The sequence below is a fragment of the Rahnella inusitata genome (assembly GCF_003263515.1).
Classification (GTDB): domain Bacteria; phylum Pseudomonadota; class Gammaproteobacteria; order Enterobacterales; family Enterobacteriaceae; genus Rahnella; species Rahnella inusitata.
Genome location: NZ_JYDE01000007.1, coordinates 1 through 14,415, shown reverse-complemented (window position 1 = coordinate 14,415; position 14,415 = coordinate 1). Strand labels below are relative to the sequence as shown.

Below are 14,415 nucleotides of genomic sequence, written 5' to 3'. Positions count from 1 at the left end.
TACCTACAGTCAGCATGACCCTCAGGACTGGGCAACTGCCGGAATTAGGATCACACAGCGTAAAAACACTTTCATGTTGACTTATTGTGTAATGATCACTATAAAATACAAATTACTTAGTGGTCACTACATATATAATGTTAGCGACCCTCTGTAAGCAGAGACTTTTAACCGTGAAATCACCTGTAATACATCTGTTTGATGTGAGGATTTGAGCATGACCAAACCAATCTATGTCCATGAATACAATGAAATCGTGAAAGTACTGAATCAGTACAATGAAGGCGGTAAAAAGGCCGACAGCAGCATCATGAAACCTGCTTTCAGCAAAGAAGCCACAATCTTTGGCGTTGACGGTGACAATAAACTGACCGGCGGTGCGATCCAGGGTCTGTTTGATACCATTGATACCGCCTTCCGTCCGTCGCCTGAAGCGCAGGGCGTCATTGTGAATATTGATATTGTTGGCACCGCGGCCAGCGCACGCATCGATACCAACGATATCTCTGGCTTTTGCTTCACGGACTTTTTTAACCTGTTAAAGGTCGAAGGGAAATGGACGGTAGTCAGCAAAATCTACCACACCCATGTAGCGCCATAATATTTCTACGCTGACGCTGTAAAACCCTCTTTCTTCCGTCCCTTAGGGACGGTTTTTTTTTCAGAGGATTTTACGGACGTGGCAGCAGGAGAACCGCCTGGTTGGCGACGCGCTTTAGGTCTGCCTGCGAGATCCCGTCCTGTGCGGGAATGGACATCCCCTCCAGAAGCGTATTCAGCGTCAGGGCAATACTCTCGATATCGGTATCAGGGGGCAGCTGACCAGCCTCTTTTCCTGCCTGCAGACGCTGCCTGAAATATACCCGCCCTTCTTCTCTGAGCGCTTTAACAGCATCGTAGACATCTTTCGAATCCGGTGAAACGTTGATAGCGGCGAGGACCACAAGGCAGCCGCAGGGAACATCTTGCGACGTCAGGATGATGGCCGATTCCTCAAAAAAGTTGCGAATGGCATCATGTACATTCGCTTCCTGAAGCATCTTTTCCCACGGAGCATCCCAGTAGGTTCTTTCGTAAAAGTTTACCGCCTCGAGAAACAGCTCAGCCTTGCTGCCGAATGCTGCATAGAGGCTCGGCGGATTGATTTCCATTACCCGACAAAGTTCACCGACCGAAGCGGGTTCGTATCCGCATCGCCAGAACAAGCCCAATGCACTAATCAGGGCTTTATCCCTGTCAAAATTACGGGGTCTTCCTCGTCGTGAGGTCGTGCTGTGCGTTGAATCTGACATGTGTCCAGCCTGATAAATAAAGAAAAACTGATGGTTCATTATACAAGATTTCGGGCGTGCGGTACCGGGGAAGGATGCAGCTCTCCCCCGTAACTTTTAGCTCACGGCACTCCCGTGTAAAAACACACAAAGTGTATTGAACACTACATAATAGTTCTATTATGTAGCAATTGATACACAATTATACCTGAATTGAGCAACGTATCGGGCCGTTCCCTCCGCCCACCCCCTCCATAAACCTTTTTTTCTTTGTGAATTGAAAAATCAGCTTGCCTTTTTATTTAGTGATCGTTATAAATATACAAATACTTAGTGATCACTATAAAATATAGAGTTGTCTCTCTGTCACGACAGCAACCGCCGACACGCTCGATCACGCTGAAGAAATGATTCAGTAAAAAGCCTGCCAGCCGGAAAAAGACTATCGTATTAGCGAAACTTATTTTGGTAACCGTGTCCCCATGACCGCAGCATTATCGGAATATGTTTCTTGTTTTATAAAAAGTTATCGCCGATGCCATCATTCGAATGGATGACATCAGCAAAAACATGAATTAATTGTTGAGAGAATATAATGAATCCGAAATATGCCCCTTTATTTCAACCCTATACGTTAAATAACGGGGTTACTATCAAAAACCGTTTTACCGTTGCGCCAATGACGCATTTTGCCTCCCATGAAGACGGCAGCATCAGCGACGAAGAACGCCACTTTTTGACCGACCGCTTCGACGGTTTTGGCCTTTTTATCGCCGCCGCAACGCTGGTATCTCCGGAGGGCAAAGCCTTTGTCGGCCAGCCTGAAGCCATCGGTGAGAAAGATTTACCGAGCCTGCGTGAAGTTGTCCGCATTGCTAAGCAACAGGGTGCTACGGCGGTTCTGCAGATTCATCACGGTGGTCATCTCTCCCTCCCTGAATTACTGAAGGGTCGCGAGATGGTCGCGCCGTCTGCGGATGAGAAATCAGGTGCCCGCGCCCTGACCGATGAAGAGATCCGCAACCTGATTTCCGCCTTCGCCAATGCCGCGCATTTAGCCATTCAGGCCGGGTTTGACGGCGTCGAAATTCACGGTGCGAATAATTATCTTATCCAGCAGTTTGTATCGGGTGAGAGTAACCGTCGCACAGACCAGTGGGGCGGCAGTATTGAGAATCGCCTGCGCTTCCCGCTGGCCATCGTTGATGCCGTTACGGCAGTCAGGCAGCAGTACGCCACCGACGAGTTTATTGTGGGCTATCGTTTCTCTCCGGAAGAGCCGGGAGAGCAGGGCCTGACAATGAAGGATACCTTTGCCCTGATAGACGCGCTGGTTGAAAAACCATTACAGTATCTGCATGTTTCTCTGTGGGATTTCTACAAAAAAGCGCGCCGCGGAGCGGATACAACGATGACCCGTATGCAGTTGCTGCACGAGCGTATTAACGGCAAACTTCCGCTGATTGGCATCGGCAATCTGTTTACCGCCGACCAGATCCTGCAAGCTTATCAGACAGGCTGGGCGGAGTTCATCGCTACCGGTAAAACCGTGATGATGAACCCGGATCTCATCCGGCTTATCGCCTCAGGTCAGGAAGACAAAATTGTGACGGCCATCGATCCGCATAAAGAAGACCGTTACCGCATTCCGGATAATTTGTGGAATCAGAATATGCAGCGTCTGTCTTACCTGCCTCCGGTCAAAGATGACCACAACTGGCAGTCGCCGGATATTTAAAGAATATATTGCTATTCAAAAGTAATAAAAAATCTTATCCGTTATTTATTCACCTGACTTCAGTGTCAGGTGAATAAAAGAAAGACATTATGAATTATATTCAAAATAAAACCGTAATGAGCAGCGCAGTGCTCCTTACGGTTTTAAAACTTTCATTTTCGCTGACTCAGCTCCCGCGATACGTCGAATACGCGTAGGGGCTTATCAGCAGTGGCAGGTGGTAGTGATCCTGCCCGCCGTCAATTTTTACATCGATGATCGCCGAGCAGTACAGCGTTTCACGCCCCGTCCCGGCAAAGTACGCGCCGATATCTGCACACAAGCGGTAATGGCCTGAATCCACAGCGTCCGGCGTTAATTTTGCCGCACGGCCATCGGCATCAGTCTGCGTTTCGCTGATTAAGGTGACGTTCTGACCGTCGATTTTTTCCAGCCAGACACGCACGCTGGCGGCGGGCTGGCCGAGTGATGTGTCGAGAATATGCGTTGTAATTTTAGTCATGACTGAAAATCTCCTTTAAGCGCAGCAGGGTAATTTCTTTGAGTTGCTGCGCAGTTTCCTGACTTTCGGTTTCCGGCGAATTCTGTAAACGCCGTTGCAGGTTCCCAAGGATCTCTTCTGAACTGCGGCCTTTGGCGCGGATCAAAAACACCCTGCCAAAGCGCTGCTCATAGCGCAGATTGCCCTCGTGCAACGCATCAATAATGTCCTGATGGCTGATGTTCAGCGTCGCCTGTTCGCCGCGCGACAGCTGTGCTTCTTTGCTGCTGCCGTCTGCCCGTTCACCGATGCGCGGATGCGCGGACAGCGCCTGGGTGATGTCTGCCGCCCGCCAGTGCTGACAGGCCGCGCCAGCGCACTGCAACAGGCGATCGGTTGAAGAATAGGGCCGCGCGTCGCTGACCTGTTTCGCCCAGGCGGGAATATTCACCAGCGGGCGCAGCAGTGCGACGGCCTCGAATTCGGACAGCGCATTAAACTCTTCGAGGGTCATCAATGCCCCTCCCCGAAACTCAGCACCGTGTTGATGTACGCCTGCACCGCAAACGCCACGTCACCGGTCGTGACCGATTCATCCGGATGATGGCTGATGCCGTCTTTACAACGCACGAACAGCATTCCGACCGGCCAGCATTCTGCGATAGCAATGGCATCGTGCCCCGCCCCGCTCGGCAAGGACATCGCCTGCCCCTGCAACGGCAAAATGCTTTGATTCAGACGGTGCTGCAACCCTTCGTCGCACTCCGTCGCGCTGATGCCGTAAAACTGTTCGGCTTCGAATGTCAGCCCGCGACGTGCGGCAATTTCATGGCCTTTCGCCAGCAAAACTTTAAGCAACGCACATAAATCTTCATCGCGCGGCCCGCGGGCGTCGAGAGACAATTTCACCTGTCCCGCAATGACGTTCACCGCGCCCGGCAAGCATTCCAGCGTGCCGACGGTCGCGACCAGATTGCGGCCAGTGGCGGTGGTAATACTTTCGATTGCCAGCGTCCATTCGGCGGCGGCGGTCAGGGCGTCCTGACGCTGCCCCATCGGCACGGTGCCTGCGTGACCGGCGTGACCGGTGAACTGGCAGTTCAGACGGCGTGCGCCGTTGATTGCGGTGACCACACCGAGCGGCACATCTGCCGTTTGCAGGCACGGACCTTGTTCGATATGCAATTCCAGATACGCGCAGAAATCGCCGACAGCGCGCCGGGATGCGCCAATGTGCAGCGGTTCCAGCCCGACCTTAATCATCGCCTCGGCAACGGAAATCCCCTGCGCGTCCCGGCGTTCCAGCCAGTCGGCGGGCCAGGTGCCGGTCAATCCACGGCTGCCGAGCAGCGTGATGCCAAACCGTGTGCCCTCTTCATCGCAGAACCCGACGACTTCCACCGCCATCGGCAAACGAATAGCGTTTTGATGTAAATGCGACACCACTTCCAGCGCCGTCAGCACGCCGAGCGGGCCGTCATAGCGCCCCGCGTTACGCACGCTGTCGAGATGCGAACCGAGCAGCAGCGCAGGCGCGGAAGGATCCAGCCCTTCGTAGCGCCCGCAGATGTTGCCGACGCTGTCCTGCCAGACGCGCATCCCGGCGGCGGCCATCCATTCGCCCACAAGGCGGTTGGCCTCTAAATGTTCCGACGACAGATAAACACGGGTCAGCATCCCCGGCGTTTCGCTGATGGCGGCCAGCGCGTCGCAGCGCGCCATCACCCGTTCGGCCGCCCGTGCGGCACTTTCGGACACCGCAGCCAGCGTTAAGGCTTCTGCCATTACTGACCTCCTGCGTAATGTTCCCACGCAGCCTGCGAACCGGCGCCGTATTTCGACGCAAACCCCAGACGGTGCAGCACGGCCTCCAGCGCCACCAGCGTTTGTAATACGCAGTCTTTGCGGGCGTTGTAGCCCATGGTGCCGATACGCCAGATTTTTCCGGCCAGCGGACCAAATGAGGTGCCAATCTCAATGCTGAAATCGTTGAGCATCATCTGACGCACCTGTTCGCCGTGAATACCCTGCGGAATGACCACGCCGAGCACGTTATTCATACGATGATTCAGATCGCCGAATACCTCCAGCCCCATTCCCTGAATGCCCGCCAGCAGCGCGCCGCCGTGCAGTTTGTGGCGCGCAATGCTGTTATCCAGACCTTCTTCAAGGATGATGCGCGCACATTCGCGTGAGGCGAACAGCATGCTGGTGGCTTCGGTGTGGTGGTTCAGGCGCTCCGGCCCCCAGTAATCCATGATCATGCCCAGATCAAAATAATTGGAATAGATCATCTCCTCGTCGCCGTCGGCGTGATCGGCGGTGCGGATCCCTTCTTCGACACATTTACGGCGGCGGATCTGTTCTTCAAAGCGCGGGCTGATGGTGACCGGCGAGCTGCCTGACGGCCCGCCGAGGCATTTTTGCAAACCGGCCGACACGGCGTCTAATCCCCACGCATCGGTTTCCATCGGGTTGCCGCCAAACGAGGCCGTGGCGTCTGAATAGAACAGCACGCCGTGACGGCGGCAGATGTCGCCCAGCTGTTCCAGCGGCTGCAACATCGTGGTGGAGGTGTCGCCTTGCACGGTCAGCAGCCAGCGCGGTTTGACGGATTTGATAGCGTCTTCGATTTGCTGCGGGTCGAACACTTCGCCCCATGGCGCTTCGATAGTGTGAACCTCTGCACGGCAGCGACGGGCGATTTCACACAACAGATGACCAAAGCGCCCAAACACGGGCACCAGCACTTTATCGCCCGGACGAATGCCGGAAAGCAGCACGGCTTCGATACCGGCGCGCGAGGTGCCGTCTATCAGGAACGTCCACTGGTTTTCGGTTTTGTACAGCGCGCGGTACAGCGCCATCACTTCATTCATGTAGCCGGTCATGACCGGGTCATATTGCCCGACCAGCTGGCTCGCCATCGCACGCAGCACGCGCGGATCAGCGTTGATCGGCCCCGGCCCCATCAGCAGACGGGTGGGCGGGTTGATTTGTCCGAGTGTTTTGATGTCCAGCATGATTGATCCTTACTATGAGGTTCGTCAGACCGCAGCTTCGTTCAGCCCGCGTACCGATGCGATAAATTGTTTTAACTCCGGGGTTTGCGGATTGGCAAACAGCGCCCGGCTTTCGCCCTGTTCCCACACGGTGCCCTGATGCATAAACACCACGCGGTCGCCCACTTCGCGGGCAAAATTCATTTCGTGCGTCACCAGTACCAGCGTCATGCCCTCTTTCGCCAGTTGCTCGAGCACTTTCAAGACTTCGCCGACCAGCTCCGGGTCGAGCGCCGAGGTGATTTCATCACACAGCAGCACTTTCGGGTTCATCGCCAGCGCACGGGCGATCGCCACGCGTTGCTGCTGGCCGCCGGAAAGGTTGGACGGGTAATAATCCATGCGATCCGCCAGTCCGACTTTCGCCAGCATCTGCGCGGCCAGTTCACGGCATTCGGCGGCGGATTTTTTCAGCACGCGGCGCGGTGCCAGCATGACATTTTCCAGCGCGGTCATGTGCGGGAAAAGATTAAAGCTCTGGAACACCATGCCGACCGAGCGGCTGATGTCGCGCGCCTGCGAGTCGCGATCGGTGATGGTCATCCCGCCGAGTTTAATGCTGCCGTCCTGATACCCTTCCAGCCCGTTCATGCAGCGCAGTAACGTACTTTTCCCGGAACCGCTGCGGCCAATGATGGAGATCACTTCACCGCTGTCGATATCCAGATCCACCCCTTTCAGGACGTGATTCTGGCCGTAAAACTTTTGAACCTGATTGATTGTGATCAGCGGCATTACTGTTTATCTCCACGCAACGATTTTTCTAAATGCTGACTGTAACGCGACAGCGGATAACACATCAGGAAGTAGCCCAGCGCCACTAATCCGAACACTTTGAACGGCTCAAACGTCACGTTATTGAGCATCGTGCCCGCTTTGGTCAGCTCGACAAAACCGATAATCGACGCCAGCGCAGTGCCTTTCACCACCTGAACAGAAAATCCCACCGTTGGCGCAATCGCGATGCGCAGCGCCTGCGGGGCGACCACGCGCCACAGCGTCTGGCCAAAATTCAGGCCGAGGCAGCGTGACGCTTCCCACTGGCCTTTTGGCAGTGCGGCGATGCTGCCGCTCCAGATATCCACCAAATAGGCGCTGGTATACAAGGTCAGCGCAAGTGCCGCAGCGGTCCAGGGGCTGACGTTGATACCAAACAAACCGAGGCCGAAGAACGCCAGAAACAGCTGCATCAGCAACGGCGTGCCCTGAAACAGTTCGGAATACAACCGCACAAACAACGACGGCCAGCGGCGTTTGGTCAGGCGCATCAGCAACAGCGGCAAAGTAACCAGCGTGCCGCCAATGAATGCGGTCAGGGAGAGCAGAATCGTCCAGCGCGCCGCCAGCAGCAAATTGCGCACAATGTCCCAGTCGGAAAACGTCATCATCCGTTATCACTCCCAAAGAAGCGGCGTCCGGCCAGCAGCAATAACTGACGCATCGCAACCGACAACAATAAATAGAACAACGTGGTGACCAGATACACTTCAAAACTGAGGAACGTGCGCGACTGAATCAGGTTGGCGGCGAACGTCAGTTCTTCATAGGACACCTGCGACACGACGGAAGAACCGAGCATCACGATAATGCACTGGCTGACCAGCGACGGGTAAATACGCTTGAGCGACGGCGGCAGAACGATACGCAGAAATGTCTGACTGCGGCTCAGCCCCAGCACGCGTCCCGCTTCCCACTGGCCTTTCGGCGTTACCTGAATACCGGCGCGGATGATTTCGGTGCTGTACGCGCCGAGGTTAATCAGCATCGCCAGCAGCGCCGCTTCGCCTGCGGTCATTTTCAAACCGATGGCCGGCAGACCAAATACGATGAAAAACAGCTGTACGACAAACGGCGTATTACGGATGGCTTCGACATACACGCCCCAGGTCGTCCGCAGGATTTTATGGTTGCCGCAGCGAATGGCCGCGCCGCAAATCCCGATCGCGACGCCGCCAATCGTTGCCATCACCGTCAGCTCAATGGTGGTCCATAAACCGGCCAACAGCTCCGGCATATACGGCCACAGCGCGCTAAAGTTAAGCTGATAGGTCATGAAAGATCCTCGTCAAACCACTGATTACGCGCCGATGGAAGCCGGCAGCGGAGCCTTCATCCATTTTTCGGACAACGTGTTCAGCGTCTTATCTTTAACGCCTTCGGCAATCAGTTCGTTCACTTTCTCTTTCAACGCCGGTTCGTCTTTACGCAGGCCAACGAAACACGGCGAATCTTTCAGCATCACTTTGGATTCAGGCGCTTTGGCCGGGTTCATTCGGGCAATCGCCGCTACCACCAGGTTGCCGGTAGCGATGTATTCCACCTGACCGGACAGGTACGCCGACAGCGTGGTGTTGTTGTCTTCGTAACGCTGAATTTTGGCGTCTTTCGGTGCCACATCAGTCAGCGCCAGATCTTCCACCGCACCACGGGTTACGCCGATGGTTTTGCCGGAAAGCGCGCTCAGCTCCGCCAGCTTGTCGCCCTTCGCGCCAAACACGCCGAGGAAAAACGGTGCGTAAGCGTTACTGAAATCGATGACTTTCTCACGCTCGGCGTTCTTCCCGAGGCTGGAGATCACCAGATCCACTTTATCGGTTTGCAGATAAGGTACGCGGTTGGCGCTGGTGACCGGCACCAGTTGCAACTTAAGTTTCATCTTGTCGGCCAGATACTGCGCCATGTCGATGTCATACCCTTCCGGCTGCAGATCCTTGCCCACCGAACCAAACGGCGGAAAATCCTGCGGCACTGCCACGCGCAGCACGCCGCGCTTCTGAATATCCTGCAACTGATCGGCCATCGCGCCCGATGCCTGAAGAACCAGCATTGCAGCACCTGCCCACGCCAACAGCCGTTTGTTCATGTTCATAGATTATCTCCGGTGAAAGGTTTTTGGAACGATAGATTCTTATAAACATGACTTTGCAACGAATGTGCCAAAAGCGATTCAATCGAAAAAATGTGGACGAAGTCACGCTATGACAAGGAATTACGGGGAATGGGAACTGTTTGGGGCGGCGCCTTTTGCCCTGTGGCAGAGCAGAAAGACGCGAAAAGTAAAAAAGGCGGCGCACCGTCATTGTGCGAAGGCACCAAAAAAGCGCCCTGTTTGAACCGGGATCGGGAATCAGCGCTGTTCGAGTTCGTCGAGATCGCTGTACATATCGTTTATCTGATGAATTCGCTGACGCCCTGAGGCCAGCATTTCGTGCAGCAACGCGTTGCTGAGCAAATTTGCCAGACTCATCGCCGAAGAATAGCTGTCAAACGCCGACACGCTGTCGAGTGGCGTCGCCAGATGCCAGGTCGCCAGTGCAGTCAGCGTCTGCGCCTGCGGTTCGCAGACAAGCAGCACCGGCACGCCCAGTGTTTGCAACTGGGTCAGAATGGCCTTCGCCATGCGCGGTCTGCGGCGGAACGCGACGAAAATCACCACATCCTGCGCGGTCAGGTCTACCAGCTCTTCCGCCAGCGTCTGCCCCGGCTGCGGCATCATCGTCACGCCTGGTCGCACCTGAATCAGCTGCTGGCGCAGATGTAACGCCACCGGATAGCTGTTGCGAAAGCCCAGCAGACGCACCTGCCGCGCCTGACTCAGCGCGGCGGTCAGCGCACTGAACTGCGCGCCGTCGATCTGATTAATCCACTGCGTCAGGTTGGCCATTTCCTGCTTGTAGTGCCGGGACAACAGGGTGTTTCCCTGCACCGCATCGCGGCTGTCGGTCAGCGGCATTCCGCTCTGGCGCAGCGTGCGCATTTCATCGCGCATGTCGCGATAACTCGGGTAGCCGAGCCGCTTAAACAGGCGGCTGACCGTGGCCTTTGACACTCCGCTAAGCCGCGCCAGCTCTGCGCTGTTGTAGCTCATCAGGTCGTCAATACTGGCGAAGATAAAGTCGGCTACGCGTTGTTCCTGCGGCGTCAGCGCCGGGTAATGGTCGCGCAGACGCTCATCAATTTGTTTCATGTCCGACCCTTTTGTAACGGAAGTTTCAACGAATGGGCGGAACATACCATGCACTATGCTTGCCAATGCAAGCGAATTTATCCGTCAACGCGGCACTTTCCTGCGGATGTGGAACACCTCTTGCTTAACTTAATGACATCGCGCCCTCTTACCCTGCACGCGCGGACTGACATCAGCACATAAGAAAAGACACGCAACAAAGGACATCGCATGATTAACAGTAACAGCGCACCGTTAGGAATGGCGGTCACGCCTCATCATCTGGCGAGCCAGAGCGCGCTTGCGGTATTACGCGAAGGCGGTAATGCCATCGAAGCCATGGTGGCCGCAGCCGCAACCATCGCCGTGGTGTATCCGCACATGAACGGGCTCGGCGGCGACGGCTTTTGGCTGATTGTACCGCCACAGGGCAATCCGGTCGCCATCGACGCCAGCGGCGCGGCTGGCTCCCTCGCTTCTCTGGATTTTTATGCCGGTGACACACACATTCCGCACCGTGGCCCGAAATCGGCGCTCACCGTCGCGGGCACCGTGGGCGGATGGCAGGAAGCGCTGAACGTTTCCGCTGAATTTGGCGGCGAGCAAAAACCGCTGTCGCGCTTGTTGCGTGACGCGATCCGTTACGCCTCCGACGGAATTCCGGTCACCGCCTCGCAGGAAGCCGCCACCCGCTCCAAGCAGCACGAACTCAAAGACATCCGCTCTTTCGCCGATGTGTTTCTACCCAACGGAGAAGTGCCGCGCGCCGGAAACCGCTTCACACAACCGCAGCTGGCACAGACATTATCGATGCTGTGCGAAGACGGACTGGGCAGTTTCTACCGGGGTGAACTGGCCGACAGCATGGCCGCCGATATGGAAAAGCTCGGTATGCCGGTCACCCGCGCCGATCTCGCGGCGTACAAACCGCAGCGCCGCGTGCCCTTGCGCCTCAAACACAGTAAGGGCGAAATCTACAATCTGACGCCACCGACGCAGGGGCTGGTCTCACTGGCGATCCTCGGCCTGACCGACCGTCTGTCACTCGAAAGCATGGACGAAGGCGCCACGATTCACAGCATCGTTGAAGCCACCAAACTGGCGTTCGGGCTGCGCGATCGTTTCATCACCGATCCACGCATGATGACGCAGGACGCCCAAAGCCTGCTCGATCCGCAGTATCTCGATGCCCTTGCCACCCGCATCAAACCGCACAGCGCCGCCGACTGGGGCAAAGGCAAAGGGCCGGGCGATACTGTCTGGATGGGCGTGATGGACAGCAGCGGGCTGGCGGTCTCGTTCATCCAAAGCATTTATCATGAATTTGGCAGCGGGGTGGTGCTGCCGGAGAGCGGCGTGCTGTGGCAAAACCGCGGCGCGTCTTTCAGTCTCGATCCGGATCATTTGCTGGCGCTGGCGCCGGGCAAACAACCGTTCCATACGCTCAACCCGGCCGCCGCCCGTTTATACGACGGTCGCACGATGGTGTACGGCTCGATGGGCGGTGACGGCCAGCCGCAAACGCAGGCGGCAGTGTTCATCCGTCACGTGGTGCAGGGGCAATCCTTACAACAGGCGATCAGCGGCCCGCGCTGGCTGCTCGGCCGCACCTGGGGCGAAAGCTCCGACTCACTGAAACTGGAAGGCCGCTTCGAATATCCGACGCTCGCCGGGCTGCGCCAGCGCGGTCACGACGTCGAGCTGTTACCGGATTTCAGCGAAGCCGTCGGCCATGCGGGCGCGATTGTGCGCCACACCAACGGCATGTTTGAGGGCGCGTCTGACCCGCGCAGCAACGGCAGCGCTGCCGGTTTTTGATAAGGAGAAAACACCATGAAAAACACACCTGCTGAGCTCCAATGGGCTGCGTATGTCCGCCAGATGGAATCCGTACTGGCGCTGGAACTCGACGACGAACGTCGTCAGGAATTACTGGTGCAATTTAGCCGCATCGCGCAGATGGCGCAGCCGCTGATGGATTTACCGCTCGACCCGCGCCTGGAAATAGCCGGGGTGTACAGAGCATGAAATCGTTAGAAAATTTCTCCATCAGCCAGCTGCATCAGGCGATTGCGCAGGGCCACATCTCCGCCAGCGAAGTCGCCACCACCACGCTCGACGCCATAGAACAGGCGAATCCGGTCATCAACGCGTACACCCACATCACCCGCGACAGGATGCTGAGCGAAGCCGCGAAAGTCGACAAAGCCCGCGCCAGCGGTACAACGTTACCGCCGCTGGCCGGTATTCCTTATGCGGTGAAAAACCTGCTGGACGTCGCGGGCGAAGTCACGCTGGCCGGTGCCAGCCTCAACAGCAGCAACGCCGCCGCGCGGCACGATGCCTGGACCATTTCACGGCTGGCCGCACAGGGCGCGACGCTGTCAGGCATGTTGAATATGGACGCCTACGCCTACGGTTTCACCACCGAAAACAGTCACTATGGCGCGACGCGTAACCCGCGCGATCTTTCCCGCGTCGCAGGTGGATCTTCCGGCGGTTCGGCGGCGGCGGTCGCTGCCGGTCTGGTGCATTTCACGCTTGGCAGCGACACCAACGGTTCGATCCGCGTGCCCGCCTCGCTCTCCGGTATTCTCGGCCTGAAACCGACTTTCGGGCGGATCTCCCGCAGCGGAAGCCAGCCGTTTGTCGCCAGCCTCGATCATCTCGGCCCCCTGGCGAGGTGCAGCGAAGATCTTTCGCAGGTCTACGACGCTATTCAGGGCACCGATCCGCGGGATCATTTTCAGGCTGACAAGCCGAATACCGAGACGTTTTCCCAGCTTAAGCGCGGCCAGCAGGGTTTACGCACTGCTGTCCTCGGCGGATATTTTTCGACGTGGTGCGATGAGCACGCCAAAGCCGCCGTGCTGAAGGTAGCGCAGGCGCTGGAGGCTCAGGAAGAGATCGAGATGTCGCAGGCTGAACTGGCGCGTTCTGCGGCGTTCATCATCAGCGCCTCGGAAGGCGGCAATCAGTATTTACCCAAACTGCGCAGTATTCCTGAACAGTTTGAGCCACTTTCCCGCGAGCGTTTGCTGGCAGGCGCCATGATCCCGGCGGCGTGGTACGTGCAGGCGCAGCGTTTCCGTCATCAGTTTCAGCAACAGGTGTTGCCATTGTTCGACCATTGGGACATCTTGATTGCGCCAGCCACGCCGTGTCCGGCGACTTTACTCGGTCAGGAAACGATCCACATCAACGGTCTGGACCTGCCAACGCGCGCCAGTATGGGAATGTTGACGCAGCCGATTTCGTTCCTTGGCCTGCCGGTGGTGACCGTGCCGGTAACCACCGCAACGGGTTTGCCGATAGGGTTACAACTGATTGCTCCGCCGTGGCGGGAAGACCTGTGCCTGCGCGCCGCGTGGGCGCTCGAGCAACAAGGTATCGTGAAAGTCAGCAGTTCTTCGGTGATCTGACATTACCGTTTTCCAGGGTGAAGAGAGTTAATCATGAAAACTGACAATATTGACCGCCCGGCGATCCTCGCCGAAATGAATGCGGCATTTTATCGTTATGAGCAGGCGCTGATCACCAACGACACCGCCGTGCTCGACGAGCTGTTCTGGCATGATCCGCGGACTGTGCGCTACGGCGCAGGGGAAAATCTTTACGGCATCGAAGCCATCCGCGAATTCCGCGCTGCGCGCCCTTCTCAGGGGCTGGATCGCGATTTGATCAACACGACGATCACCACGTTTGGCGATGACATGGCGATCGCCAGTACCGAGTTTCGCCGCGAAGGTACGGACAAAATTGGGCGACAGCAGCAGACGTGGGTCAAAATGTTGAGTGGATGGAAGATTGTGGCAGCCCATGTCAGTTTGATGGTTTGATGGTTTGATCGAGAAAATTTCGGTTTTTCAATAACGGTGATCACCTGGCTTTTCGCGCCGAAACCGACCAAGAGAGGG

General features: G+C 56.5%; 16 protein-coding genes. 6 read left to right on the top strand and 10 right to left on the bottom strand.

All coding sequences use genetic code 11. From position 1 onward, the window contains the following. Positions 1 to 217: 217 nt before the first annotated feature. Positions 218 to 601: a nuclear transport factor 2 family protein gene (locus TU92_RS04350; RefSeq protein WP_112164733.1), complete on the top strand. Its 384-nt coding sequence runs from the start codon at positions 218 to 220 to the stop codon at positions 599 to 601. Between the two features lie 70 nt (positions 602 to 671). Here TU92_RS04350 and TU92_RS04345 read toward each other — a convergent pair whose 3' ends face one another. Beyond that, on the bottom strand, positions 672 to 1,331 hold the full coding sequence (locus TU92_RS04345; protein WP_244207805.1) for a TetR/AcrR family transcriptional regulator: 660 nt from the start codon (positions 1,329 to 1,331) through the stop codon (positions 672 to 674). A gap of 535 nt (positions 1,332 to 1,866) precedes the next feature. On the opposite strand from TU92_RS04345, the gene TU92_RS04340 reads away from it, so the two are divergent. Beyond that, on the top strand, positions 1,867 to 3,009 hold the full coding sequence (locus TU92_RS04340) for an NADH-dependent flavin oxidoreductase (RefSeq protein ID WP_112164732.1): 1,143 nt from the start codon (positions 1,867 to 1,869) through the stop codon (positions 3,007 to 3,009). A 166-nt stretch (positions 3,010 to 3,175) separates the two neighbouring features. On the opposite strand, the gene uraH is transcribed toward TU92_RS04340, so the two are convergent. The 9 genes from uraH to TU92_RS04295 form a co-directional block, all read right to left on the bottom strand. Next, positions 3,176 to 3,511 carry a hydroxyisourate hydrolase gene (uraH, locus tag TU92_RS04335; RefSeq protein ID WP_112164731.1) on the bottom strand — a complete coding sequence of 112 codons (336 nt, stop codon included), beginning with the start codon at positions 3,509 to 3,511 and terminating at the stop codon, positions 3,176 to 3,178. Further along, the gene (uraD, locus tag TU92_RS04330; protein WP_112164730.1) at positions 3,504 to 4,004 is read right to left on the bottom strand and encodes a 2-oxo-4-hydroxy-4-carboxy-5-ureidoimidazoline decarboxylase; all 501 of its coding nucleotides are present in this window, start codon (positions 4,002 to 4,004) and stop codon (positions 3,504 to 3,506) included. Before uraD ends, uraH begins: the two co-directional genes overlap by 8 nt. Beyond that, positions 4,004 to 5,275 (bottom strand): allantoate amidohydrolase, encoded by a 1,272-nt coding sequence (gene hpxK / locus TU92_RS04325; RefSeq protein WP_112164729.1) that lies wholly within the window; start codon positions 5,273 to 5,275, stop codon positions 4,004 to 4,006. Before hpxK ends, uraD begins: the two co-directional genes overlap by 1 nt. After that, complete coding sequence (locus TU92_RS04320) at positions 5,275 to 6,513, bottom strand: pyridoxal-phosphate-dependent aminotransferase family protein (protein WP_112164728.1); 1,239 nt, start codon at positions 6,511 to 6,513, stop codon at positions 5,275 to 5,277. The genes hpxK and TU92_RS04320 overlap by 1 nt, the downstream gene beginning before the upstream one ends. Positions 6,514 to 6,537: 24 nt before the next feature. Continuing rightward, a complete protein-coding gene (locus TU92_RS04315) occupies positions 6,538 to 7,287 on the bottom strand; it encodes an amino acid ABC transporter ATP-binding protein (protein ID WP_112164727.1) in 750 nt (249 codons plus the stop codon). Continuing rightward, positions 7,287 to 7,940 carry an ABC transporter permease subunit gene (locus TU92_RS04310; protein ID WP_167457517.1) on the bottom strand — a complete coding sequence of 218 codons (654 nt, stop codon included), beginning with the start codon at positions 7,938 to 7,940 and terminating at the stop codon, positions 7,287 to 7,289. The genes TU92_RS04315 and TU92_RS04310 overlap by 1 nt, the downstream gene beginning before the upstream one ends. After that, the gene (locus tag TU92_RS04305; protein WP_112164725.1) at positions 7,937 to 8,605 is read right to left on the bottom strand and encodes an amino acid ABC transporter permease; all 669 of its coding nucleotides are present in this window, start codon (positions 8,603 to 8,605) and stop codon (positions 7,937 to 7,939) included. Before TU92_RS04305 ends, TU92_RS04310 begins: the two co-directional genes overlap by 4 nt. Before the next feature lie 24 nt (positions 8,606 to 8,629). After that, entirely contained in the window at positions 8,630 to 9,415 is a 786-nt protein-coding gene (locus TU92_RS04300) for a transporter substrate-binding domain-containing protein (protein ID WP_208640478.1), read from the bottom strand. A 264-nt stretch (positions 9,416 to 9,679) separates the two neighbouring features. Beyond that, on the bottom strand, positions 9,680 to 10,519 hold the full coding sequence (locus tag TU92_RS04295; protein WP_112164723.1) for a MurR/RpiR family transcriptional regulator: 840 nt from the start codon (positions 10,517 to 10,519) through the stop codon (positions 9,680 to 9,682). A gap of 210 nt (positions 10,520 to 10,729) precedes the next feature. On the opposite strand from TU92_RS04295, the gene TU92_RS04290 reads away from it, so the two are divergent. From TU92_RS04290 to hpxZ, 4 genes are read left to right on the top strand one after another with little or no spacing between them, the layout of a single operon-like run. Then, positions 10,730 to 12,316 (top strand): gamma-glutamyltransferase family protein, encoded by a 1,587-nt coding sequence (locus TU92_RS04290; protein WP_112164722.1) that lies wholly within the window; start codon positions 10,730 to 10,732, stop codon positions 12,314 to 12,316. Between the two features lie 15 nt (positions 12,317 to 12,331). Continuing rightward, on the top strand, positions 12,332 to 12,526 hold the full coding sequence (hpxX, locus tag TU92_RS04285; RefSeq protein WP_112164721.1) for an oxalurate catabolism protein HpxX: 195 nt from the start codon (positions 12,332 to 12,334) through the stop codon (positions 12,524 to 12,526). Continuing rightward, the gene (locus TU92_RS04280; protein WP_112164720.1) at positions 12,523 to 13,920 is read left to right on the top strand and encodes an AtzE family amidohydrolase; all 1,398 of its coding nucleotides are present in this window, start codon (positions 12,523 to 12,525) and stop codon (positions 13,918 to 13,920) included. The genes hpxX and TU92_RS04280 overlap by 4 nt, the downstream gene beginning before the upstream one ends. A gap of 33 nt (positions 13,921 to 13,953) precedes the next feature. Continuing rightward, positions 13,954 to 14,337 (top strand): oxalurate catabolism protein HpxZ, encoded by a 384-nt coding sequence (gene hpxZ, locus TU92_RS04275; RefSeq protein ID WP_112164719.1) that lies wholly within the window; start codon positions 13,954 to 13,956, stop codon positions 14,335 to 14,337. The last annotated feature ends 78 nt before the right edge of the window (positions 14,338 to 14,415 follow it).

Bases quoted from the DNA above. Each gene is read 5' to 3' on its own strand.
- TU92_RS04300 (WP_208640478.1), bottom strand. From the start codon at position 9,415: ATGAACAAACGGCTGTTGGCGTGGGCAGGTGCTGCAATGCTGGTTCTT.
- TU92_RS04290 (WP_112164722.1), top strand. From the start codon at position 10,730: ATGATTAACAGTAACAGCGCACCGTTAGGAATGGCGGTCACGCCTCAT.
- hpxK (WP_112164729.1), bottom strand. From the start codon at position 5,275: ATGGCAGAAGCCTTAACGCTGGCTGCGGTGTCCGAAAGTGCCGCACGG.
- hpxX (WP_112164721.1), top strand. From the start codon at position 12,332: ATGAAAAACACACCTGCTGAGCTCCAATGGGCTGCGTATGTCCGCCAG.
- TU92_RS04310 (WP_167457517.1), bottom strand. From the start codon at position 7,940: ATGATGACGTTTTCCGACTGGGACATTGTGCGCAATTTGCTGCTGGCG.
- TU92_RS04295 (WP_112164723.1), bottom strand. From the start codon at position 10,519: ATGAAACAAATTGATGAGCGTCTGCGCGACCATTACCCGGCGCTGACG.
- uraH (WP_112164731.1), bottom strand. From the start codon at position 3,511: ATGACTAAAATTACAACGCATATTCTCGACACATCACTCGGCCAGCCC.
- hpxZ (WP_112164719.1), top strand. From the start codon at position 13,954: ATGAAAACTGACAATATTGACCGCCCGGCGATCCTCGCCGAAATGAAT.
- TU92_RS04345 (WP_244207805.1), bottom strand. From the start codon at position 1,331: ATGAACCATCAGTTTTTCTTTATTTATCAGGCTGGACACATGTCAGAT.
- TU92_RS04340 (WP_112164732.1), top strand. From the start codon at position 1,867: ATGAATCCGAAATATGCCCCTTTATTTCAACCCTATACGTTAAATAAC.
- TU92_RS04350 (WP_112164733.1), top strand. From the start codon at position 218: ATGACCAAACCAATCTATGTCCATGAATACAATGAAATCGTGAAAGTA.
- uraD (WP_112164730.1), bottom strand. From the start codon at position 4,004: ATGACCCTCGAAGAGTTTAATGCGCTGTCCGAATTCGAGGCCGTCGCA.
- TU92_RS04305 (WP_112164725.1), bottom strand. From the start codon at position 8,605: ATGACCTATCAGCTTAACTTTAGCGCGCTGTGGCCGTATATGCCGGAG.
- TU92_RS04280 (WP_112164720.1), top strand. From the start codon at position 12,523: ATGAAATCGTTAGAAAATTTCTCCATCAGCCAGCTGCATCAGGCGATT.
- TU92_RS04315 (WP_112164727.1), bottom strand. From the start codon at position 7,287: ATGCCGCTGATCACAATCAATCAGGTTCAAAAGTTTTACGGCCAGAAT.
- TU92_RS04320 (WP_112164728.1), bottom strand. From the start codon at position 6,513: ATGCTGGACATCAAAACACTCGGACAAATCAACCCGCCCACCCGTCTG.